General features: G+C 37.7%; 18 protein-coding genes. 6 read left to right on the top strand and 12 right to left on the bottom strand.

Annotation, left to right across the window (positions count from 1 at the left end; translation table 11 throughout):
- Positions 1–12: 12 nt before the first annotated feature.
- From ASG38_RS04400 to ASG38_RS04390, 3 genes are all read left to right on the top strand, one after another.
- Positions 13–855, top strand: coding sequence for a DNA adenine methylase (locus ASG38_RS04400; protein ID WP_056067538.1), 843 nt, complete (start codon positions 13–15; stop codon positions 853–855).
- Positions 848–2,134, top strand: coding sequence for a hypothetical protein (locus ASG38_RS04395; protein ID WP_056067536.1), 1,287 nt, complete (start codon positions 848–850; stop codon positions 2,132–2,134). Before ASG38_RS04400 ends, ASG38_RS04395 begins: the two co-directional genes overlap by 8 nt.
- Before the next feature lie 151 nt (positions 2,135–2,285).
- Complete coding sequence (locus ASG38_RS04390; protein WP_056067534.1) at positions 2,286–2,837, top strand: GNAT family N-acetyltransferase; 552 nt, start codon at positions 2,286–2,288, stop codon at positions 2,835–2,837.
- A gap of 585 nt (positions 2,838–3,422) precedes the next feature.
- Here ASG38_RS04390 and pgi read toward each other — a convergent pair.
- The 9 genes from pgi to uvrC all read right to left on the bottom strand — a co-directional run bounded on the left by pgi (position 3,423) and on the right by uvrC (position 16,789).
- Positions 3,423–5,072: a glucose-6-phosphate isomerase gene (gene pgi, locus ASG38_RS04385; protein WP_056067532.1), complete on the bottom strand. Its 1,650-nt coding sequence runs from the start codon at positions 5,070–5,072 to the stop codon at positions 3,423–3,425.
- A gap of 57 nt (positions 5,073–5,129) precedes the next feature.
- The gene (locus tag ASG38_RS04380; RefSeq protein WP_056067531.1) at positions 5,130–6,374 is read right to left on the bottom strand and encodes a peptidoglycan DD-metalloendopeptidase family protein; all 1,245 of its coding nucleotides are present in this window, start codon (positions 6,372–6,374) and stop codon (positions 5,130–5,132) included.
- A gap of 19 nt (positions 6,375–6,393) precedes the next feature.
- Positions 6,394–7,335 (bottom strand): tryptophan 2,3-dioxygenase family protein, encoded by a 942-nt coding sequence (locus ASG38_RS04375; RefSeq protein ID WP_056067529.1) that lies wholly within the window; start codon positions 7,333–7,335, stop codon positions 6,394–6,396.
- Positions 7,336–7,337: 2 nt separating this feature from the next.
- Positions 7,338–8,111 carry a DUF3108 domain-containing protein gene (locus ASG38_RS04370; RefSeq protein WP_056067527.1) on the bottom strand — a complete coding sequence of 258 codons (774 nt, stop codon included), beginning with the start codon at positions 8,109–8,111 and terminating at the stop codon, positions 7,338–7,340.
- Between the two features lie 297 nt (positions 8,112–8,408).
- Positions 8,409–9,569: a 4-hydroxyphenylpyruvate dioxygenase gene (gene hppD / locus ASG38_RS04365; RefSeq protein ID WP_056067524.1), complete on the bottom strand. Its 1,161-nt coding sequence runs from the start codon at positions 9,567–9,569 to the stop codon at positions 8,409–8,411.
- Positions 9,570–9,646: 77 nt separating this feature from the next.
- Positions 9,647–10,804: a homogentisate 1,2-dioxygenase gene (locus ASG38_RS04360; protein ID WP_056067522.1), complete on the bottom strand. Its 1,158-nt coding sequence runs from the start codon at positions 10,802–10,804 to the stop codon at positions 9,647–9,649.
- A gap of 243 nt (positions 10,805–11,047) precedes the next feature.
- Complete coding sequence (locus ASG38_RS04355) at positions 11,048–12,685, bottom strand: amino acid permease (protein WP_056067520.1); 1,638 nt, start codon at positions 12,683–12,685, stop codon at positions 11,048–11,050.
- 97 nt (positions 12,686–12,782) lie between these two features.
- Positions 12,783–14,987 (bottom strand): patatin-like phospholipase family protein, encoded by a 2,205-nt coding sequence (locus tag ASG38_RS04350; RefSeq protein WP_056067518.1) that lies wholly within the window; start codon positions 14,985–14,987, stop codon positions 12,783–12,785.
- Between the two features lie 8 nt (positions 14,988–14,995).
- Positions 14,996–16,789, bottom strand: a complete 1,794-nt coding sequence (uvrC, locus tag ASG38_RS04345; RefSeq protein ID WP_056067516.1) for an excinuclease ABC subunit UvrC — start codon at positions 16,787–16,789, stop codon at positions 14,996–14,998.
- Positions 16,790–16,911: 122 nt separating this feature from the next.
- Here uvrC and ASG38_RS04340 point away from each other — a divergent pair, with 122 nt between their 5' ends.
- From ASG38_RS04340 to ASG38_RS04330, 3 genes are read left to right on the top strand one after another with little or no spacing between them, the layout of a single operon-like run.
- Entirely contained in the window at positions 16,912–17,892 is a 981-nt protein-coding gene (locus ASG38_RS04340) for a succinylglutamate desuccinylase/aspartoacylase family protein (RefSeq protein WP_056067515.1), read from the top strand.
- Positions 17,893–17,904: 12 nt separating this feature from the next.
- Positions 17,905–18,468 carry a 5-formyltetrahydrofolate cyclo-ligase gene (locus ASG38_RS04335; RefSeq protein ID WP_056067513.1) on the top strand — a complete coding sequence of 188 codons (564 nt, stop codon included), beginning with the start codon at positions 17,905–17,907 and terminating at the stop codon, positions 18,466–18,468.
- Positions 18,469–18,492: 24 nt separating this feature from the next.
- Positions 18,493–18,684 carry a hypothetical protein gene (locus ASG38_RS04330; RefSeq protein ID WP_056067512.1) on the top strand — a complete coding sequence of 64 codons (192 nt, stop codon included), beginning with the start codon at positions 18,493–18,495 and terminating at the stop codon, positions 18,682–18,684.
- Here the strand turns inward: ASG38_RS04330 and ASG38_RS04325 are convergent.
- The 3 genes from ASG38_RS04325 to ileS form a co-directional block, all read right to left on the bottom strand.
- Positions 18,681–19,304 (bottom strand): lipoprotein signal peptidase, encoded by a 624-nt coding sequence (locus ASG38_RS04325; protein ID WP_056067509.1) that lies wholly within the window; start codon positions 19,302–19,304, stop codon positions 18,681–18,683. The genes ASG38_RS04330 and ASG38_RS04325 overlap by 4 nt on opposite strands.
- A 142-nt stretch (positions 19,305–19,446) precedes the next feature.
- Complete coding sequence (locus ASG38_RS04320) at positions 19,447–19,827, bottom strand: TraR/DksA C4-type zinc finger protein (RefSeq protein ID WP_056067507.1); 381 nt, start codon at positions 19,825–19,827, stop codon at positions 19,447–19,449.
- Positions 19,828–19,833: 6 nt separating this feature from the next.
- Positions 19,834–23,235, bottom strand: a complete 3,402-nt coding sequence (gene ileS / locus ASG38_RS04315; protein ID WP_056067505.1) for an isoleucine--tRNA ligase — start codon at positions 23,233–23,235, stop codon at positions 19,834–19,836.
- Between the last annotated feature and the right edge of the window lie 241 nt (positions 23,236–23,476).

Here is a 23,476-nt window from a genome sequence, read left to right as displayed (position 1 = left end):
GCAAAATCAAAAATGGCAAAAAACAACAAATTAGTAGCACCATTTCTAAAATGGGTTGGAGGCAAAAGGCAACTTATGCCTTCAATTGTTGAGCATTTGCCCGAAAATATTAAAGATTACAAATATATTGAGCCGTTTATTGGTGGCGGAGCAGTATTATTTAATTTGCAGCCTAAAAATGCAATTATTAATGACCTTAATGAGGAATTAATCAATGTATATCAAGTCATTAAAAACAATCTTGAAGAGCTAATTACCAATCTAAAAAAACATAAAAACGAAGCCGAATATTTTTATGCAATAAGAGGTTTAGACAGAAATGCAGAGTTTAAAAAACTTAATGCTGTTGAAAGAGCTTCAAGAATAATTTACCTAAATAAAACTTGCTTTAATGGGCTTTACAGAGTAAACAACGCAGGCGAATTTAACTCGCCTTTTGGCAGGTATAAAAATCCAAATATTGTAAATGAACCAACATTAAAAGCTGTAAATAAATTTTTGAATAGTAATAATATTGACATTAAATGCGGTGATTATTCTGATGTTTTAAAACAAGCAGATAAAAAATGTTTCGTGTATTTAGATCCACCATATCATCCAATTTCTGAAAGTTCAAACTTTACAGGTTATGTTCAAGGCGGTTGGAATATGTATGACCAAATTGACCTAAAAACTGCTTGTGATGAATTAAATAAAAAAGGTGTAAAATTCTTACTTTCAAATTCATCAGCAGAGTTTATTATAGATTTATATAAAGACTATAAAATAACTATTGTAAAAGCAAACAGAGCAATTAACTCAAACGGTGCTGACCGTGGAGAAGTTGATGAAGTATTAATCAGAAACTATGAGTAAATCCAAGAATGACCTTGCCTGGGAAAAGATATTTGAAAAGCACAAAATCCTTGAAAAGATTTTGAAAGACGGTCATATTGAGATTACTGCAACAAAAATTAATGAATTTCGTGAAGCAAGACTGATGACGAAGTTTGATCACAAATCTCAACTCCCAAAACTTTTTGCAGACAACAAACTTTCAATTTTGCCAACTTCAAGAGGCGGTTATGTTATTGGTGAATTTGAAACATTTTGTGACTTCAATACTGACGACATAGAAGTTTCGCCAATTGAATTTCCTACATTTTTAGAAAGTCTTGATTATCGTGACATAACAAGCGAAGCAACAGCTATCAACTGTGCTTTTGTTTCTAACATTCTTCACGATTTCACAAATGAAAAAAATTTGTTACCAACTGTTAGCGGACGAATGAGTTCATCAACATTTAATTTTGGCATCAACTCATCCAGGGGATTATTTAATGTTAATGTAGGTAATTCTCAAGTAGAAATTGATGGAGGTTATGAAGGCGACACTTCATTAAATTTAATTGAAGCTAAAAATTATATTTCGGATGATTTTCTTGTTAGGCAACTTTATTATCCATTTAAACTTTGGAGTGGTAAAATTCAAAAACAAGTTCGTCCAATATTTTTGACTTACTCAAATGGCGTTTTTCATTTAAGAGAATATGCATTTTCTAACGTCGAGCATTACAACTCTTTAGTTCTTGTTAAACACAGGAAATACGTAGTTCAGGAAGGTAATTTTAACCTTGAAGCGTTAGCCCAAATTATTGACACCACAAAAACTATTAAAGAACCTGAAATTCCTTTTCCCCAAGCAAATAGTTTTGAAAGAGTGATCAACCTTTGTGAACTTTTGAATCAGAAAGAATTTATCTCAAAAGAGGATATTACTCAAAACTATGACTTTGACAGACGACAAACAGATTATTATTCTAATGCAGGGAAGTATTTAGGATTAATTGATACGGGACGAGATCCATTTACAGGACAAACAGGCTGTTTTTTGACAAAAAAAGGAAAACAAGTTTTTAATTTAAACCTTATTGACAGGCAAAAAGAATTTGTAAGGCTAATCGTTTCTCACAAAGCATTTAAAGAAACATTGAAACTTTATCTTAACAACGGAGAAATGCCAGAAAAAGGAATTATAGTTGAAACAATGAAACAATCAAAATTATACAATGTTGATTCCGACTCAACATATTTCCGAAGAGCATCCACAATTATTGGTTGGACAAACTGGATAATAAATCAAACCGAAGAATAAGAAAGCCATCGCCTAACAGCAAAATGGCGGATTCAGTGTTAAATTGAATATTCAACTTTTCAAATTAAATTTAGTGCTAAATTAAAATAATCACTTAAAAAACAACTACTTATGCAGAATCCAAACCGTTAGCGGTAATTTTTCAAACATTATGTCAAAATTCCGACCAATAAAAATTGAATTAAAAAACGGGAAGGTTGTTCAGATCAGACAAGCAGAGTTGGATGATGCTGAAAAACTTTTGCACTGTATAAAAACATATATTCCCCAAAGTGAATATATTCCAAAACTTACACACGAAATCAAATTAACAATTAACCAAGAAAAGGATTGGATCAATTCTTTTTTAGTAAATAAAAACTCATTACTACTAATTGCAGAATATAACAATGAAATAATAGGCAATATTGATTTAACAGGTAATCAAAGAAAACTAATGGAACACACTGCTGTTATAGGAATGGGAATGTTAAAAGACTGGAGAGATACCAGATTAGGAACCGCATTGCTTTCTAATGTAATTGAATGGGCAAAACAAAACGAAATTTTAGAGGTAATTTGGTTACAGGTTTATACAGAAAATATTGCCGGATTAGCTCTTTATAAAAAGTTAGGATTCTCTGAAAATGGAATAATAAAAAATTTTTTCAAACACGAAAATGAATATTTCGACAATCTCACTATGAGTTTGAGTGTCAAATAAAAAAACTACAGCTAACAAGGGTTTGGCACAATGGCGAGTTGTAGTTCAAGTTAGTTCAAATTTAAAGTTTTGGTTTTCTAATCCACCACTATTGCCAGGCCGCTGGGTCGATGTGTGCCATTTTACAGACCAACTGTAAACGAACAACATAATTGACAAGCGGAATCTATTGACAGACTAAACATGATAACAAAGGCTTGAATCCTTGTGTAACATAATTCAAAACTTGCTGACAATTATTGGGGACAAAACTTTCAACGAAAAGTAAATCCTGAAAAATGGAGCAAAAAAGAAATAATTGAACATCTTATTGACAGTACGACCAACAATCCATCAGCGTTCTGTATGGGCACAATTTAAAGACAAACCAATAATTGCTTACCACCCGTTCGTTTTCTGTTATTTTCGGGACAAATATTTTTTATATGATTCAAAATAAATTTCAATTTCTGCCGTCATTTGAATTGGACATGAAAACGACTGTACACAAATTTGTTTGCTAACAGCTATAAAACTTTTATTTACAAGCGTTTTCCCTTTTTAATCTTTGATGTTTTTGCTGAAAATTTATTTTAAACTAATTGATTAACTCTGTTTCTTATCTAAAAAATAACGCAGCAAAAGAGCCGTTGAACTGTCATGTTGTTTTACAACGCCTGAATTGATTTCATCGAGAATTGAATTGGCTAATTGTTTGCCAAGCTCAACACCCCATTGGTCATAACTGAAAATATTCCAGATTACACCCTGAACAAAAATTTTATGTTCGTATAATGAAATCAGTGAACCTAAAGCTTCTGGCGTTAGCTGTTGGATTAGCAATGTATTGGTTGGCTTGTTTCCCTGAAAAATCTTAAATGGTGTCAGGAACTCTGCTGCTCCTGAGGAGAAGTTTGTTTTTGTAAATTCTGCCCTTACCTGGTCTTCCGTCTTTCCATTCAGCAAAGCTTCTGTCTGGGCAAAGAAATTCGACATTAGTTTATTGTGATGGTCTTCATCGCCATATAGCGGCTTCACAAAACCAATAAAATCAGTAGGAATCAATTTGGTTCCCTGGTGGATTAACTGGAAAAACGCATGTTGTGAATTGGTTCCCGGTTCCCCCCAAATGATTGTTCCTGTCTGGTAGTTTACCGGATTGCCGTCTCTGCCAACACTTTTTCCATTACTTTCCATGATTCCCTGTTGAAGGTAGGGCGCCAGTTTCTGGAGGTATTGTGTATATGGAATCAGCGCTTCGCTTTCTGCGCCAAAGAAGTTGTTGTACCATATGCTTAAAAGTGCCAGAATAACCGGTATGTTCTGGTCGAATTCTGCCGATTTGAAATGTTCATCCATTTTATTCGCACCTTTCAGCAGTTTATTGAAATTGTCGAATCCTACAGCCAAACTGATGGACAGGCCTACAGCACTCCACAAAGAGAATCTTCCTCCAACCCAATCCCACATAGGAAAAACATTATCCGGATTGATTCCGAATTCTGTTACCTTCTGGATATTTGTAGAAACAGCCACAAAATGCTTGGCAACGTCTTCCTGTTTTGCTGATTTTAAAAACCATTTGCGTACCGTTTCAGAGTTTGAAAGCGTTTCCTGGGTGGTAAATGTTTTTGAAACCACTACAAAAAGTGTCGTTTCGGGATTTAGGTTTTTGATTTTTTCCTGTACGTGGTCACCATCAACGTTAGAGATAAAATGAACATTCAGGTGGTTTTTATAAAACTGAAGTGCTTCTACAACCATTGCCGGTCCTAAATCTGAACCCCCAATTCCAATGTTCACTACATCTGTAAAAGCTTTTCCGGTGAAACCTTTCCTTTGTCCGTTAATAACCTCATCACAAAAGGCCTTAATCTTGTTTTTTACGCGATATACCTCCGGCATCACATTTTGTCCGTCTGCAGTGATTACAGCAGATTCAGGAGCTCGTAAAGCAGTATGAAGTACCGCCCGGTTTTCGGTTTCGTTGATACTGTCGCCATTAAAATATTTGGCAATGGCATCTTTCAGATTTACTTCCTCAGCCAAAGACAAAAGCAAGCTTATTGTTTCTTCTGTGATAATATTTTTAGAATAATCTACAAGAAAGTTATTCCATTGAAGATTAAATTTTTCTGCTCTGGAGCTATCGTTTGCAAACATTTCCTGCATTGAAGCATATTGCATTTCAGCGAAATGTTCACGCAGTTTTTGCCAAGCAACTGTTCCTGACGGATTGGTTCTGCCTAAAGCCATGGTAATAAAAAATTAGATTTGTAGTCTTTTGAAGGCTCAAATTTAGGCAATAATGAATTACTTTTTGAATTTAATTGCAGCGATACTGTCTAATTCTTTTTTGAGAGGTGCCATTTCAGCCATGAATCTAGGCTTGTATTTCGCATCCATCGGGATTGAATTCGGGAGTTTCTGTTTAAGGGCATCAACCTGTACGCCGTTTTTCCAGAAACGGTAACAAACGTGCGGTCCGGTTGCCAGACCTGTACTTCCTACTTTTCCAATAACATCCCCCTGAGAAACCCGTTGTCCTTTTCGAACCAATATTTTAGACATATGGAGGTATTGCGTCGAATAGGTCGAATTGTGTTTGACTTTTACAAAGTTTCCGTTTCCGGCGGTATATCCGGTTTTTTCAACCACACCGGTTGCCGTCGTTATAATTGGCGTTCCCGCCGGCGCAGCATAATCAGTACCGTTATGGGCTTTGAATCGCTGTTGTACGGGATGGAATCTTCTTGTTGAAAATTTTGAGGAAATCCTGAATCCGAATTTTAAAGGTGCTTTCAGGAACATCGTCTTGAGCACTTTTCCTTCCTCGTCATAGTAATTTACTTTTTTTGCCGTAGTATCCTGCTTGAACGGAAAGGCATAGATTTTTTTTCCTTTGTATTCAAAAAAGGAAGCTTCCAGGCTTTCTACACCTGCATAAATTGTGTCGCTGATGTATTTCTCATTAAAAGTAACAGCAAACTTATCGCCTTTCTGAATTTTGAAGAAGTCGACAGAATAAGCATAAATATCGGCAAGATTTTGAGCGAGTGAAGCGTCAACACCTGCCTTGCTTAGAGTTTCAGACAATGAACTTTCGATTTCCGTAGCTATTGTTCTTCTTTTAATCGTTATTGGTTTTTTATTTCTATAGGCCACAATAGAATCTCTTAAATCAATAACGTTGTAATGAATATTATCCGGTTGGTAAATAAAAACCTGAACCGTATTGGGTGCTGTTTTTGTTTTTAGGATGGTATAAGGTCTACCGGCACGGATATCTCTGAAGTTAAAAGAATCTCTGGCTTTTTCTGTTATTTCGTGTACTTTGTATTTGCCCAGATTATGTTTGTCCATCAATGTTCCAAACGTATCGCCACTTTTGACTGTATCATTCACAACCAAAAAATCATTTAGTGTAAAACCAAATTCAACAACGATTGGCTCTTTTACAGGAACTTCTTTAATATTATTTTCTTTTTCGGACTTTTCTTCCTTGTTACAGGAAACCAGGGTAAATAGCAATAGTAAGGTTAAAACAGCGTATTTCAAATCGTATTCTTTAATCTAATTAGACGTTTTTTTCTTCTCCCCAAGAGGCCAGCTCTTCCGGAGACCATAATTCTGGAAAAAATATCCTTCTTTGGTATTTTGGATGCATGTATTTTTTCCAATCGCTTCCGCCGGTGGCTTCTCCGTCACCTTTGCCGCTTCCGTCAATATATTTTTTTGCGGTATTCAAATGCTGCATGACCCATGTAATGTTGACCGTATGGTCATAATGGCGCATGGCTTTGATTAATTCTTCATTTTTCTGGTCCTGTTCCGGCAATTCTTTGAATTTACGCCATACGTTTATCGTATTGTATTCTTCCATATAGCGTAAGAATTGAGGTTTGTATTTTCTTTCAAATTCTTTAAGCAGGTATGATTTTTCGCCGGTATGATAATCTTTTCCTGCGGCTTGCCAATAAAGATGTTCTAAGGCATGCTCATAAGGCGTATTTCTGTCAATTGTTTTTCTGAAACGATAATCAATCAGGTTAATCAAATCTGTAGAACAAAACTCAATCAATCTGTATTGTGCACTTTGGAAACCGCTGGCCGGAGTCAGCGTATTTCTGAATTTCATATATTGTTCGATTTCCATTCCATCGCCCATAATGTCGAATGAAGTGGTCAGCATATCGAAATAACGGCTGATTCGCATCAGCTTTTCTGTAAAATATGATGTTTCCGGTTTTGGGGTATGGCAAAGCTGCTCCATTTCCCATAAAATCATCTTGAACAACAACTCGTTTACCTGATGGTACATGATAAAAACCATTTCATCCGGTAATGTTGTTCTTTGAATCTGTAAATTTAATAAGGCATCCGTTTGAATATAGTCCCAATAGGTTATTGGTTTGGACCAAAGCAACCCTTCGAGGTGGGTTTCGGTTTTTTGATTTATTGCCTGAAATTTTTCTTCCAGTTGATCTAACTGATCTTTAATATTGGGAGTAATATCCATTTTTATTTATCTGCTATAATTTTGAAAGGATGTATCAATCCTTTGTATCCGTCCAAATCGGCTTTAAGAGAACCTACGGCCAGACTGGCCTTGATTCGTAACGGAATTTTATTCTCATCGTCTGAAATCCAGACTGTTAAACTTTCTTCTTCTTTAAAAACGCGACCTGCCTGAACATAAGGTCTGAAGATCATCGTATTTACTTTTCCAAATTTAGTTTTTAAAACTTCTCGACCCATAAATTTTAACTTAAACTTTGTGGTTTCGTCGTCAAAAAACATATCAATAACAATTGACTCGCCTACTTTTAATTTGTCGATTGTTGGGTGGTTTCTTAAAAAATAGAATGAGGAAACTATGTCCTGAACGTTCTCAGGAACAGAAATGGTTTTTTCTGAATTTTTCTTGTAGTCTTTAACCAGTACGTTATTTGCTGACTGGTTAAAAAAACCTTCCTGATTTTTGGTATAGCCGCCTTCATTAATCTTTCTGACAAATTGGTAAGGCTGTCCGGTTTTTTTATCGAAATAACTCTGGTAATCGTCATTTACCTTAAAGAAAAATTTTGTCATGCCGGTCGTATAACCGTTTCCTACGGCATGAAAAACTTTTTTCCCGTTTTTGGTAGCTTCTTTGACTTCAAGCGTGGCGTAACCCGCATTGATAAGGCCGTAATGTATTCTGAATTTGAACCATTCACCAACATCAAAAGCTTTATTGTCCTGGGCCTGAAGGTTCGCAGTTGCAAACAATAATAATATTATAATCTTTTTCATAATTCAATTTTATATGTCTTCCAACTGTTAATACAATTTCTATTCCAAAAGTATTAAAACAAAAAAACCCAGTCAAAGATTATGACTGAGTTTTTATGCTATTAACCAACCAAAAAACTATAAATTATGAAAAATTTACATAAAAATCGAAGGAAACCACTCCCTCTCTTTTTGCGGGTGCAAAGGTATGCAATAATTACATTATTACAATTAAAAAATCAACTTTAACACAATATTAGCAAAAAATAGTTTTTTGAAAGGTTTGATTTTGCATTATTCTCAGAAAATTATACCATTCTATAAAGTTCCTCTTTTTTCTTGCTCTCTTTCGATAGATTCGAATAAAGCCTTGAAATTTCCTGCTCCGAATCCGCGGGCTCCCATTCTCTGAATGATTTCAAAAAACAGCGTTGGACGGTCCTGAACCGGTTTTGTGAAAATCTGAAGAAGATACCCTTCCTCATCTGCATCAACCATGATTGCCAGCTTTTCAATTTCATTCAGGTCTTCCTTCATCATTTTCATGTGCTCGCCCAATCTTTCCGGAACTGCTTCATAATAGGCTTTTGGCGGAGCCGATAAGAACTCTACTCCACGAGCTTTCAATTGAGAAACCGTTTTGATGATATCGTCTGTTGCTATAGCGATGTGCTGTATACCAGGACCTCCATAGAATTCCAAATACTCTTCAATCTGTGATTTTTTCTTTCCTTCAGCAGGCTCGTTGATAGGGAATTTGATTCTTCCGTTTCCGTTTGACATTACTTTACTCATCAAAGCAGAATACTCTGTGTTGATTTGCTTGTCATCGAACGAAAGGAAGTTTACAAACCCCATTACATCTTCATACCATTTCACCCACGTATTCATTTCGCCCCAACCTACGTTTCCAACCATGTGGTCAATGTATTTGAAACCTGTTGGCTCCGGGTTGTAATCTGATTTCCATTCTTTATATCCCGGCAGGAATACACCTGTATAGTTTTTTCTTTCTACAAACATATGGACTGTTTCGCCATAGGTATAGATTCCGGCACGAACCACTTCTCCGAATTCATCTTTTTCAACAGTTGGTTCCATAAAAGGTTTTGCGCCTCTTTTTGTAGTTTCTTCAAATGCACTTCTTGCATCTTCTACCCAAAGCGCAGCCACTTTCACACCATCTCCATGTTTTCTGAGGTGGTCATTCAATACTGAATCTCCGTTTAAAGGTGTAGTCAACACCAAACGGATTTTATCCTGTTTTAAAACATAGGAAGCCCTGTCGCGAACTCCTGTTTCCAAACCGGCATAGGCCAATGACTGGAAACCGAAAGCTGTTTTATAATAATGTGCGGCCTGTTTTGCATTGCCTACATACAATTCAACATAATCTGTTCCTAACAGCGGAAGGAAATCCTGCGCTCCTTCAAATATTTTTTCTAATCCGTATTCTACTGATTTTACTTCTTTACTCATTTTAGTATGTTTTTTCTAACCCTGGCAGGGTCGAAGACCCTGCCAGGGTTGTTAGTTGTTTTTTGTCTTATTGTTTTTTATTCTACCCAGGACTTATAGTATTGCCCGTCGTCCAATCCCATTGCTTCTTCGGTTACCATCAGCGGACGGAATGTATCTACCATAACTGCCAGTTCTTCGGTTTCTGTTTTTCCAATACTTCTTTCCATCGCACCCGGTGCCGGACCGTGAGGAATTCCTTTCGGATGCAACGTAATGTGCCCCTGCTCAATGTTGTTTCTACTCATAAAATCACCGTCAACATAATACAGTACCTCATCACTGTCAATGTTACTGTGGTTATAAGGAGCCGGAATCGATTTTGGATGATAATCATACAGTCTCGGGCAGAAAGAACAAACAACAAAAGTTGATGTTTCAAAAGTCTGGTGTATTGGCGGCGGCAAATGCACGCGTCCTGTTATTGGTTCAAAGTTATGAATACTGAACCCGTAAGGAAAGTTATATCCGTCCCAGCCTACTACGTCAAAAGGGTGAGTAGCATATACTACTTCATGAATCATTCCTTCTTTTTTAATTTTAATAAGGAAGTCTCCTTTTTCATCGTAGGTTTCCAGTTCGGATGGCAATTTGAAATCTCTTTCACAGAATGGCGAATGTTCCAAATGCTGTCCGGATTGGTTCTTATATCGTTTTGGTGTATAAAAAGGCGCGAACGATTCTACATAAAACAAGCGGTTATCCGAAGTTTCAAAGTCGATTTGGTAGATAATCCCTCTTGGAATGATAAGATAGTCTCCATATTCAAAAGGTATATTTCCCATCATCGTACGCAGGGTTCCTTTTCCTCTGTGGATGAAAATCATTTCATCAGCATCGGCATTTTTATAGAAATAGTCGCGTAATGATTTTTGTGGAGCTGCCAAACCTATGGTACAATCCTTATTGACAAGCATTGCTTTTCTGCTATCCAAAAAATCTTCCTGAGGCTTCAATTCGAAACCTTTGAACAGTAATGACTTGATATTTTTACCAATGGCAATTTTAGGTTCTACCGAATACGAAGCTTTGATTTCCTTCACTTGTGTTGGTCTGTGAACATGATATAACAGAGAAGAATGCCCATGAAAACCTTCTGTACCAAAAAGCTGCTCGTAGTAGAGTCCGCCGTTCGGTTTTTCAAATTGCGTATGTCTCTTTTGGGGGAAATTCCCCAATTTATGATATAGTGGCATAATTATTAGATTTATGAATTATGAATTTAGTTTTTGGATATAGAATCCAAAAACTCATTCCGGGTTTCTCTTAATAAGAAACTTTAAATGTGCCAATAAACCTTCCCAACTCGTATTCATAGTCACAAATATCGGAAAAATTAATTTTTTCACCTTATTTCTTGTGAAATATTTATAAAAAGGAAAAAGGCATTACTGATTGTAAAATTTTTCAGTAATGCCTTTATTTATTTTAGAAAAAAACTATCTGCTTTTTTTATAGCTGTAAGCATAAATCAGGGCATGAATTGCCGCGAAAATCAATGAGAAATAATACAAGAAAGTATCATCTATGTTCGGGTCTCTATGGTGGATGATTGCCACTATCACTAAGGCTACAACCATTCCTAATCCGGAACCGGCTACTACTTTAAAGCTGTCTAAGTTAAAGTTCCCTTTGTTTAGTATACTATGTTTCATTCCGTAAAACAGGTAAAGGTCAAAGCCAATCATCATCCAAACGATTAATCGAATCCAAGTATCCAATGGTAAAAATACCATCATAAACAAGCAAACCAGTACACCGGCAATAGGCACAAAAGGAACCAAAGGTGTTCTGAACGCTCTTGGTGCATCCGGCATTTTTTTACGCATTATCAATACGCCAATACAAACTAATATGAAAGCGAATAATGTTCCAATACTTGTCATTTCTCCTACAACCCTGGCAGGCACAAAGGCCGCGAAAAGGCTCACGATTACCATGAAAAGGAAGTTGTTTTTTGCAGGAGTTCTAAATTTTGAATGTACTTCAGAGAATACTTTTGGCATAAGTCCGTCTTTACTCATAGAGAAGAATACACGGCTCTGACCCATAAGCATCACTAAAATTACCGATGCATATCCTCCTAAAATTGCCAGAAGAATTGCATTGTTAAGCCATGGATAGGCTGGTGTAATCATTCCATCTGCTCCTGCAGGCCCCATTGCTTCAACCGCAATTGCCACAGGCGCGATACCATCTTTTCCGGCAAATGCCTGATAATTTACTACACCTGTCATAACGTGGGCAAAAAGAACATATAAAACTGTACAGATTGCCAAGGACAATAATATTCCTATTGGCATGTCTCTTTTTGGATTTTTAGCTTCTTGGGCTGCTGTAGAAACGGCATCAAAACCAATATAAGCAAAGAATACAATAGCTGCTGCCCTGATAATTCCGGAAAAACCAAATTCGCCAAAGGTTCCTGTATTTTCAGGGATATAAGGTGTATAGTTTTCAGGTCTGATATATTGCCATCCAACAGCAATGAAAATCAATACGACACTGACTTTTAAAAGTACGATGATTCCGTTTACGAAAGCCGATTCTTTGGTTCCTCTAATCAATACCAGGGACATCACCATAACAATCAATACGGCGGGAAGATTGATTATTCCGCCTTCAAACGGCGAAAGCATATAGGATTCATCCAGATGGATGCCGTAACTGCTTAGAAATTTTCCCAGATATCTGGACCAGCTAATCGAAACCGTAGCGGCACCAACCGCATATTCCAGTACCAAATCCCAACCAATAATCCAGGCAACAAATTCTCCCATTGTTGCAAACGAATAGGTGTAGGCACTTCCGGCTACCGGAATCATTGAAGAAAATTCCGCATAGCATAAACCGGCAAAAACACAGCCAAATGCGGCTACTAAAAAAGAAATCGTAATTGCAGGACCTGCATTCATCGATGCGGCAAGACCTGTTATCGAAAATAATCCAGCTCCTATTATCGCTCCTATTCCTAAGGCTACTAATCCTGGTGCGGTTAATGTTTTCTTTAAGCCTTTTTCATCTTCCGATGCTTCTGCCAGTAATTGTGGTAATGATTTTCTTTTCCAAATAGACATAAATTTGATTAGTTTAGTGTTTATTGGTTCCAAATATAGTTTTTTTATGGAATAATTAACACATAAACAAGAGATATAATTTTTTGGAACCGATTCTTTAAAACCAGAATCCTATGCTAAACCATGTCTGATGGTCTTTGGTTTCCGGCGACCATGAGTGCTTGATTTCTACAGGCCCAATAATTGTTTCCAGGCCATATCCAAAAGCATATCCTGAAAAATTCGGCCTGTCAATCCAATTGCTTGTATCAAAAATCTTATTGCCAATGTTGGCATAGTTTGCCGTGAAGTTTAGGTGGTTTTTTCGGAATATCTCATAATCAACGCCAACAGCTCCTTTGATATAACTATTTCCGGAAAGGCTTACGAAATCATATCCATAGAAATGCCTGAAATTATTAATCATATTGTAGCCATAGCCTCCCAATACGAAATCAAAAAACGGAACGGTTTGTTCGCCTACCGTAAAGCCGGCTTCTGACTGCAGATTTAACGTAAATCGGTTAAAGAAGGTTTTGGAGAAAGCCATTTCTCCTTTCAGTATGCTGAAATTCTGGTATTCTTTCGTATAATCCGACGAATACACAAAAGACTGGAAATCACCACAAAAAAGGAATCCGTTTTTCGGAAAATATTTCTTGTCAAAAGAATCGTATTTCAGATAGGCAATAATGCTTACATAATCACTGTTTTCCAAAATAGGGTCTGTTGCTTCAAATGTTTTTGTCTTAATCTTCAGATGTTTAAATTCAGCCCCGGCACCAATAAGAAACTTCTGTGCAAAAATAGTCTGGAAATAGGCCTGATTGGTAAAATCAGAGTAATCAATATTGATAGAGCTCAAGCCAAAAAGATTCAGGAGTTCCCCATTATTAAAATCGGTAAGTATGTTACGGTTAAAGGTATTGTATCGGGATTTAAGACCAAAGCTCCAGTAAAACCCATTATCAATATAATAGTCCAGATAATATCTGAAATTATCACCCAACCCTATATCTAAAGAAACAATATCGTTTTTAAACAGAAGCTTTTTTTGGGTAACGTTCAACAAAACGGCACTTTTGTACAAGCCATCATAATGAAGCCCGAACTTCAGATAAGTCTTTATAGGATTTTCTACCAAAGTCATGTTCAACACATCATTTCCGGATGCCGATTTGGAAAACGAATAGCCAATACCGCTAAAGTTTTGGGTAGCGCTCAATGTACTGATTCCCTTATCGAGGTCCTCGTAGCTAATTTTAGTTCCTGCCTTAAAACCAAGTTTCCCGATTACGTAGGTGCGGTTATAATTTTCAAGCTGATTCGTTTTAATTTCACTGACAAACAGGCTGTCTCTTTGCAACGGAACCATTCTTTTTACAGGTTTTTCGGCATTTCCTACTTTTTGAATCTGGTCGATTACTTTTCTTGCTGCATCTTCTCCTGTTTTAATAATCTCATTGCCTTGAGAGAAAGAAATAACAGAATAGGCCGTAATATCGGGTTTTATGTAAATATCCGTCGCTTTCCTTTTGCGGTCCATTTTCTGAATCATCTGCATATTTGATATCTGGACCAGGATTTTTGTAGCATCTGTCAAGGCATCCCTGTCTTTCAAATCGTCCTGAACATCAACCCCAATAATGACATCTGCCCCAAGATTTTTTACTTCCAGAATCGGATAATTATTGGTTACACCTCCATCAACCAGCAATTTACCGTCAATTTCAACAGGCATATATAATGATGGCAGTGCCGCACTTGCTATCATTGCCTGTGGCAGTGAACCTTTGTTCAGCAGAACTTGCTGCCCGGTTTCAATATCTGTGGCAATACACAAAAACGGAATGGGCAATTGGTTAAAATCCCGTATATGCCTCACATTGTGCGTCAGCTTGTTGAGCATATTGAAGTTATACAGTCCTTTTGACAAAGCTCTAGGAATACCAATCTTCATTTTTTTGAATGGTAATGTGAGCGCATACAGCTCATCGTTCCTTTTTTCGTAGAAGTTTTTAGTCGACCTTGGAATATAGTCCTGAATCAGGGCATCGTAATCTGTCGTCTTGAAAATGGAGTCAATTTGGGTGGCGCTGTATCCCGAAGCATAGAGCCCTCCAATAATCGCTCCCATGCTGGTTCCCCCAATATAAGAAATCTCCACTCCCGATTCTTCCAACACCTTTAAGACGCCTATGTGGGCCAGTCCTTTTGCTCCTCCTCCGCTTAAAACCAATCCTACTTTTGGTTTTTTCTGCTCTTGTGAAAATACAACCGAGACAGAAAACATCAGCAGAAGTATAAGAGCTATTTTTTTCATAGGATAAGTTACTTGGTGGAATTGTAAAAGTCGGTAATTTTTTTGGCTTTTGAAACACCTACAACGTCAGAAATTTCTTTTTCTGTTGCCTGAGACAATCTTTTAACAGATTTGAAGTGTTTTATAAGTGTAATCATGGTTTTTTCACCTATTCCGGGTATAGTTTCTATTGATGTTTTTAAGGCACCTTTGCTTCTTTTATCGCGATGGTGTGTTATTCCAAAGCGGTGTGCCTCATTTCGCAATTGCTGTATTACTTTCAGGGTTTCGGATTTCTTGTCCAGATACAACGGAACTGAATCACCCGGATAGAATAATTCTTCCAGACGTTTGGCTATACCAATAATGGCTATTTTGCCTCTTAAATCTAATTCTTCCAGACTTTTTAATGCGGAAGACAGCTGGCCTTTTCCTCCATCGATAATGATGAGTTGTGGCAATGGCTGATTCTCATCCAACAGCCGTTTGTATCTTCTGTATACGACTTCCTCCATAGAAGCAAAGTCATTGGGCCCTTCAACGGTTTTGATATTAAAATGGCGGTAATCCTTTTTGCTTGGCTTCCCATCCTTGAAAACCACACAGGCAGCAACGGGATTGGTTCCCTGAATATTGGAGTTATCAAAACATTCGATATGTCTTGGTTCGACAGAAAGACGGAGGTCCTTTTTCATCTGCGCCATGATTCTGTTGGTATGGCGATCCGGGTCGACAATCTGCAACTGTTTCAACTGGTCCATACGATAGAATTTCGCATTTCGGATGGAAAGTTCCAGAACCTGCTTTTTATCACCCAATTGCGGAACCGTTACTTTTATATTTTCTCCCAAATCAACTTCAAAAGGCACAATCACTTCTTTTGACAGCAGTCTGAAACGTTCTCTCAATTCCACTATAGCCAATTCCAACAGTTCTTCGTCTGATTCGTCCAGCTTTTTTTTCAGTTCCATGGTATGGGAGCGGATAATGGCGCCATGGGAAATCTGCAAAAAGTTGATATAGGCCATGCTTTCGTCTGAAACGATAGAAAAGACATCCACATTTGAAATCCTCGGATTGACAATTGTAGACCTTGACTGGTAGTTTTCCAGGGTTTCAATCTTGTCTTTTATTTTTTGCGCCTCCTCAAATTTCATTTCTGCTGCGAGATTTTTCATCAGCGTCTTGAAATCTTTCAGGCTTTCTTTAAAATTTCCTTTTAATATTTCACGGACAGCCTCAACATTGCCTTGATATTCTTCCAAAGACTGATATCCTTCGCAAGGTCCTTTACAATTTCCTATATGATATTCGAGACAGACTTTGTATTTGCCTGAATTGATATTTTCACGCGAAAGGTCATAATTGCAGGTCCGTAACGGATAGAGCTCCTTAATCAAATCCAAAAGCGTATGGACTGTTTTAAAGCTTGTATACGGACCGAAATACTCTGAACCGTCCTTTATCATATTTCTTGTGGTGAATATCCTTGAAAACGGCTCTTTCTTGATACAAATCCACGGATAGGTCTTATCATCTTTGAGCAAGACATTATATCGTGGCTGGAGTTTTTTTATCAGGTTGTTTTCCAGCAGCAGCGCATCTGTTTCTGTAGGCACCACTATATGCCTGATGGAGACAATTTTACGAACCAACACATTGGTCTTACCATTGTCGTGCAGCTTATTGAAATAGGACGAGACACGTTTGCGAAGATTTTTTGCTTTTCCTACATACAGAATCTTATCATCCTTGTCATAATACTGGTACACGCCCGGGCCGTCGGGCAAAGTCTGAATCTGAAGTTCAAGAGGAGTTCGCATCTTACAAAGTTAGTTTCAAAAATCCCGAATTGCAAGTGCCGCTTTTCAATTTTTATATGGTTTTGGGAAATATTTAGCGTTCAGAATCCCAATTTTTATACATTTATATTTTTAAACACAACATGGCGCAACCTACTTATAAAAGCCTTACTATTTTGGGCGAAACCATACTTCCTGGCGAGAGCCGGACCCTGAATATGGAAATTGCAAAACTCCATACGATGACGAAGCTGAAAATTCCCGTAATTATCGAACGCTCCGAAATCGAAGGCCCGACCGTTTTATTTTCGGCAGGACTGCATGGCGACGAAATTAACGGAATCGAAATTGTCCGGCAGCTTATCGTTCAAAAAATCAACAGGCCAAAAACAGGCACAATTATCTGTATTCCGGTCATCAATGTTTTTGGCTTTTTGAACAGAAGTCGGGAATTTCCGGATGGGCGAGATATGAACCGGGTTTTTCCAGGCAGTAAAAATGGTTCACTGGCCAGTCGTTTTGCTTACTATCTGCTGAAAGAAATCATTCCTAATGTTGATTATTGTATCGATTTTCATGCGGGAGGTGCCAGCCGTTTTAATGCACCGCAAATACGCATTGTTCCCAACAACCATGAACTAAAAGCATTAGCCGATGTATTCCATGCGCCTTTTGCCCTGTATTCCAAAAATATTTCTGGCTCCTTCCGAAATTCCTGTGACCGACTGGGTGTAAAAATGCTGTTGTTTGAAGGCGGAAAATCACTTGACATCAATGAATCAATCACACAGCAGGGTGTTGAAGGAACCAAACGTTTTCTCGATTATTTCGGAATGCTGAATCCCAAACGAAAGGCAACTAATGCTGAGCAAAAAATTATTTATATTGAAAAATCGACCTGGGTACGAGCCAAAGCATCGGGTTTGTTTCATGGTCTGACAACCATAGGCTCTTATGTAGAAAAAAGTCAGGTACTGGCTACCATTTCTGATCCTTACGGAAAAGTTGAATATAAAGTAAAAGCACCAAACTCAGGATATATTATCAATGTTAATGATGCTCCAATTGTATACCAGGGCGATGCCATTTTTCATATTACAACGGCATTGGAAAATCAGGGCTGAAAAACAAAACAAATGCACAAGAAAGAATTACGATTAAAATACAAGGCTTTACGCGCTGAACTTTCACATGAAGATATAGAGGAACGAAGTCTGGCCATTGCCAATCAGGTTGTCCGGATGGATATCTGGGATAAATTATACTATCATACCTTTCTGCCTATTAGCGAACACAAGGAAGTAGACACCGAATTCCTATTACAGGTACTGGCCGGAAAGGACAAAGAAATTGTAGTTTCAAAATCAGATTTCGAGACCCGAAAAATGACTCATTTTTTATTGACTGACAATACCCGATTCCAAAAAAACGAATACAATATTCCGGAGCCTGTGGACGGAATCGAAGTACCTCCTTCAAAAATAGATGTAGTTTTTGTGCCGTTACTTGCTTTTGATAAAAAAGGACATCGTGTGGGTTACGGAAAAGGATTTTACGATCTTTTCTTATCCGGATGCAAAAAAGACGTGCTGAAAATCGGATTATCATTTTTTGAAGCGGAAGAAGAAATTACCGATGTCTTTGAAAATGATGTTAGGCTTGATTTTTGCATAACACCTAATACCATTTATAAATTCTAAAATCGTAACTTTAAAACAAAAAAGATGAAAACTACTTTAAAACTATCTATCGGATTGCTTTTGCTTTGTTTTGCCTTTTCAATTTCAGGATGTAGTGCAAGCATTAGCACCGGAACATCGAGCAGATCCAGTAAGTCAAAACCGTTACCTCCTGGACAGGCAAAAAAAGTGACTGGCGAAAAAAGTGCTAAAAAATATGCTCCGGGACAGAACTAAGCCAGTTCTGAACGTTTGTTAGAGCCTGAAAATGCTTTTTTATTAAAAACAATCAATATACCTACTCCGGTAGATATGGCCATGTCTGCTATATTGAAAATAGCATTAAAAAAGGTAAAATGTTTGCCTCCCCAGATTGGAAGCCATGTAGGAAGATTGCCTTCCCAGATTGGAAAATAAAGCATGTCAACTACTTTTCCGTGAAACCAGGTACCATAAGGCTGATCCGAGAAAAGCGTTGCAGTCTGACCTGTGCTGTGGTCGAAGATTACTCCGTAAAAAACAGAATCGATAATATTTCCGAAAGCTCCTGCCAGAATAAGCGAAATAGCTACAATCAGGTATCGGGAACTGTTTTTTCTGACCGAATCCCAAAGCCACCAGCCAATTCCTGTCACAGCTACCAGCCTAAAAAGCGTCAGAATCAGTTTTCCATAATCTCCAGGGATTTGTGTTCCCCAAGCCATTCCTTCGTTTTCAATCAACAAAATCTTAAACCAGCTGGCTACGTTTATCTGTCCTTCTTCACCATAGATAAAATTGGTTTTGATATATATCTTGGATATCTGGTCAACGATAAGAATTAGGATAACTAATAAATATGCTTTTTTTAATGACATTTTCTTTACTTTATTGCGCAAAAATAGAAATATTATTTATAAAATCACTTGCCGTGATGAGTTCGTTTTGACTCTGCTTTTAAATATTAAAAAAACGCTCCTTATATGGGAGCGTTTTTGTTATCTGTTATTTTAAAAGCAACTATCGCTGCAGGTTTTTGGCTTCGATACTCATTGTAGCATGAGGAACGATTTTAAGCCTTTCTTTGCTGATCAGTTTTCCTGTCACTTTGCAAACACCGTAGGTTTTGTTTTCTACTCTGAAAAGTGCATTTTTCAAATCGCGGATAAACTTTTCCTGACGGATTGCCAACTGAGAGTTCGCTTCTTTCGACATCGTTTCGCTTCCTTCTTCGAATGCCTTAAATGTAGGAGACGTATCGTCTGTTCCATTGTTAAGGTCATTCATATAGGCGCTTTTGATCAAATCTAAGTCTGCTTGTGCTTTTTGTATTTTTTTTAAAATAATTTCTTTGAACTCTGCTAGATCAGCGTCTGAGTATCTTGCAACTTCATCTACCATATTATATTATTTTGAAATTAATATACTTGTTTTTATATCGTCAAACTCAATTTCTATACCGTTTTCTACTTTATCCAGAATTATCAGCTCTTCTGTCAGCGTTTCAGCCTTGATATAATCCTGATTTGCCTGTAACGCTTCTTCGATAATTCCGTCTTTCTGGACCTGTACCTTAATCTTGTCCGTTACCTCAAATCCAGAGTCTTTCCTGATATTTTGAATACGATTGACTAATTCCCTTGCAACTCCTTCTTTTCTCAATTCATCCGAAATGGTAATATCCAAAGCTACAGTAATTCCGTTTGCTTTGGCTACCAGCCATCCCTCGATATCCTGAGAGGAAATCTCTACGTCTTCAGAGGTTAAATTAATACTTTTCCCTGATATAACAATATCCAGCGATCCGTTTTTATCCAATTCATTGATCTGCTCCTGAGAGAAATTTTGTATTTCTTTGGAAATCAGACCCATATCTTTACCAAAACGTGGTCCTAATGCTTTAAAATTAGGCTTAATCTGCTTCACTAACACACCGGAAGCATCATCAAGCAACTCAATTTCTTTTACATTTACCTCTGCTTTTATCAGGTCAGACACCGCTTCAATCTCTGCTTTCTGTTTGGCATCAAGCACCGGAATCATTACCTTTTGCAGGGGTTGACGCACTTTTATCATCTCCTTTTTACGTAGTGACAACACCAATGATGAAATCGTTTGTGCTTTCTCCATTCTGCTTTCTAACGATTTATCAACAAAGTTATCAGCATACTCCGGAAAATCGGCCAAATGTACGCTATCGAATGTTTCCTTATGTGTTGCCTGTGTTAAATCTCTGTAAAGCCTGTCCATAAAGAACGGAGCGATAGGAGCGCTTAGTTTGGCAACCGTTAAAAGACAGGTATACAGTGTCTGATAGGCCGCAATCTTGTCTTGTGCGTATTCACCTTTCCAGAATCTTCTTCTGCACAAACGAACGTACCAGTTGCTCAGATTTTCCTGAACAAAGTCCGAAACAGCTCTTGCTGCTTTGGTAGGTTCGTAATCCGCATAATAACTGTCTACATTTTTAACCAGAGTATTCAATTCAGACAATATCCAACGGTCAATTTCCGGTCTTTCCTGTAATGGCACTTCGGCTTCCGAATAAGAGAAACCGTCAATATTGGCATATAAGGCGAAGAACGAATACGTATTATATAAAGTTCCGAAGAATTTACGGCGTACTTCGGCAACTCCTTCAATATCAAATTTTAAGTTATCCCAAGGATTGGCATTTGAAATCATGTACCAACGCGTAGCATCAGGACCGTATTCTGCCAGTGTTGTAAACGGATCTACGGCATTGCCCAAACGCTTAGACATTTTTTGTCCGTTTTTGTCCAATACCAAACCGTTTGAAACCACATTCTTATAAGCTACTTTATCAAAAACCAAAGCAGCTATAGCATGAAGCGTATAAAACCATCCACGGGTCTGGTCTACTCCTTCTGCAATAAAATCAGCAGGAAAGTCTTTGTTTCCGTCAATTTTGTCTTTATTCTCAAAAGGATAGTGCCACTGTGCATAAGGCATCGCTCCCGAATCAAACCATACATCAATCAGGTCGGTTTCACGTTTCATCGGTTTTCCGGAAGGCGAAACCAAAATAATTTCATCCACCACATTTTTGTGCAGGTCTACCAAATCATAATTCGCTTCCGACATGTTTCCGATTTCAAATCCTTTAAATGGATTTTCTTTCTGGAAGCCTGCTTCGATTGATTTTTCAATAGCATTATACAGTTCTTCAACAGAGCCAATGATTACTTCTTCTCTTTTGTCTTCGGTTCTCCATATTGGCAATGGAATTCCCCAGTATCTCGAACGTGAAAGGTTCCAGTCGTTGGCATTTTTCAACCAGTTTCCAAAACGACCTTCTCCGGTAGATTTCGGCTTCCAGTTGATCGTTTCGTTCAGGTCGAACATCCTGTCTTTTATATCCGTAACCTTGATAAACCAGGAATCTAACGGATAATACAACAATGGTTCGTCTGTTCTCCAGCTATGCGGATAGCTGTGTACGTATTTTTCAACCTTAAAGGCTTTGTTTTCTTCTTTTAAACGGATCGCAATTTCAACATCTACCGATTTCTCCGGAGCCTCACCTGTATTATAATATTCATTCTTTACATATTTGCCGGCAAACTCACCCATATGCGAAGTGAATTTTCCTTGCAGGTCTACCAGCGGAACCGGCGAACCATTTTCATCCAAAACTAACATTGGTGGGACTTCCGGTGTTGCCTCTTTCGCCGCTTTGGCATCGTCTGCACCAAATGTAGGTGCCGTATGAACGATTCCGGTACCATCTTCTGTGGTAACGAAATCTCCTGAAATTACTCTAAAAGCATTTTCAGGGTTCTGGTATGGTAATGCAAACGGCAATAGCTGCTCATAACGGATACCTACCAGGTCAGCGCCCAAAGCCTCGGCTACTATTTTATACGGCAATTGCTTGTCTCCACTTTTTACTTTATCAAAATCAGCTTCTTCCGTACTTTCAAAATAACCTTTACCAAATTGTTTTCCTACCAGGTTCTTTGCCAGAATAACGTTTACCGGTTCAAATGTATATTGGTTAAATGTCTTTACAAGAACATAGTCAATTTTTGGCCCTACAGTAAGCGCCGTGTTCGATGGCAATGTCCAGGGCGTAGTCGTCCATGCCAGAAAGTGGATATCGCCAAAACCTTGCAAAAAGGATGGTAATGTTTCCGGAAGAGCTTTGAACTGTGCTACTATGGTAGTATCAGTCACATCACGGTAAGCTCCCGGCTGGTTGACTTCGTGTGAACTTAATCCTGTTCCGGCTTTTGGAGAATATGGCTGGATGGTATAACCCTTATAAAGCAAACCTTTATCATAAATCTGTTTCAATAGCCACCATACCGTTTCCATGTATTTTGACTTATAGGTCACATACGGATCCTGCATGTCCACCCAATAACCCATTTTTTCGGTCAGGTCATTCCATACATCGGTATAACGCATCACCGTTTTTTTACAGGCTTCGTTGTATTCTTCAATAGAAATTGTCTTTCCTATATCTTCTTTGGTAATTCCCAATTCTTTTTCGGTTCCCAATTCTACCGGCAGTCCGTGCGTATCCCAGCCAGCTTTTCTTTTTACCTGAAAACCTTTTTGAGTTTTATAGCGACAGAAAATATCCTTAATAGCACGCGCCATTACGTGGTGAATACCCGGCAATCCGTTTGCTGAAGGTGGTCCTTCAAAAAACACATATGGGCTATTCCCTTCTCGTGTGGTTACGCTCTTTTCAAATATTTCTTGTTTTTTCCAAAAATCAAGCACTTCAGATGCCACTGTTGGCAGGTCAAGTCCTTTGTATTCAGTAAATTTTGTACTCATTTTTATCGCTTTGTAAAATCAATTTGCGAAAGTAATGAATTTTTTAATTAGTTATACCGTATCAGATGTTCGTTTTTCAGAAGATTCCGCTGACTATCAGGACTACTTTTCATGTGATCATGATTTAGAAATCAAAATAGGCTCCCATCATAAACTTTAACAATTTTTACAGATTTTCTGTAATGGGAGTTTTCCGCATGAACCTAGATTTGCCAAAAATTATATTTTTATCCGTAAAATA

This window comes from Flavobacterium sp. Leaf359, from assembly GCF_001423985.1.
In the GTDB taxonomy this organism is placed as follows: domain Bacteria; phylum Bacteroidota; class Bacteroidia; order Flavobacteriales; family Flavobacteriaceae; genus Flavobacterium; species Flavobacterium lindanitolerans.
This window is presented reverse-complemented; position numbering and strand designations above follow the sequence as displayed.

Excerpts from the sequence above, each read along its gene's own strand:
- ASG38_RS04330 (WP_056067512.1), top strand. The coding sequence starts at position 18,493 with ATGAAAACTACTTTAAAACTATCTATCGGATTGCTTTTGCTTTGTTTT.
- ASG38_RS04395 (WP_056067536.1), top strand. The coding sequence starts at position 848 with ATGAGTAAATCCAAGAATGACCTTGCCTGGGAAAAGATATTTGAAAAG.
- ASG38_RS04350 (WP_056067518.1), bottom strand. The coding sequence starts at position 14,987 with ATGAAAAAAATAGCTCTTATACTTCTGCTGATGTTTTCTGTCTCGGTT.
- ASG38_RS04360 (WP_056067522.1), bottom strand. The coding sequence starts at position 10,804 with ATGCCACTATATCATAAATTGGGGAATTTCCCCCAAAAGAGACATACG.
- ASG38_RS04375 (WP_056067529.1), bottom strand. The coding sequence starts at position 7,335 with ATGGATATTACTCCCAATATTAAAGATCAGTTAGATCAACTGGAAGAA.
- ASG38_RS04325 (WP_056067509.1), bottom strand. The coding sequence starts at position 19,304 with ATGTCATTAAAAAAAGCATATTTATTAGTTATCCTAATTCTTATCGTT.
- ASG38_RS04335 (WP_056067513.1), top strand. The coding sequence starts at position 17,905 with ATGCACAAGAAAGAATTACGATTAAAATACAAGGCTTTACGCGCTGAA.
- ASG38_RS04370 (WP_056067527.1), bottom strand. The coding sequence starts at position 8,111 with ATGAAAAAGATTATAATATTATTATTGTTTGCAACTGCGAACCTTCAG.
- ASG38_RS04355 (WP_056067520.1), bottom strand. The coding sequence starts at position 12,685 with ATGTCTATTTGGAAAAGAAAATCATTACCACAATTACTGGCAGAAGCA.
- uvrC (WP_056067516.1), bottom strand. The coding sequence starts at position 16,789 with ATGCGAACTCCTCTTGAACTTCAGATTCAGACTTTGCCCGACGGCCCG.
- ASG38_RS04400 (WP_056067538.1), top strand. The coding sequence starts at position 13 with ATGGCAAAAAACAACAAATTAGTAGCACCATTTCTAAAATGGGTTGGA.
- ASG38_RS04320 (WP_056067507.1), bottom strand. The coding sequence starts at position 19,827 with ATGGTAGATGAAGTTGCAAGATACTCAGACGCTGATCTAGCAGAGTTC.
- ileS (WP_056067505.1), bottom strand. The coding sequence starts at position 23,235 with ATGAGTACAAAATTTACTGAATACAAAGGACTTGACCTGCCAACAGTG.
- hppD (WP_056067524.1), bottom strand. The coding sequence starts at position 9,569 with ATGAGTAAAGAAGTAAAATCAGTAGAATACGGATTAGAAAAAATATTT.
- ASG38_RS04390 (WP_056067534.1), top strand. The coding sequence starts at position 2,286 with ATGTCAAAATTCCGACCAATAAAAATTGAATTAAAAAACGGGAAGGTT.
- ASG38_RS04340 (WP_056067515.1), top strand. The coding sequence starts at position 16,912 with ATGGCGCAACCTACTTATAAAAGCCTTACTATTTTGGGCGAAACCATA.
- pgi (WP_056067532.1), bottom strand. The coding sequence starts at position 5,072 with ATGGCTTTAGGCAGAACCAATCCGTCAGGAACAGTTGCTTGGCAAAAA.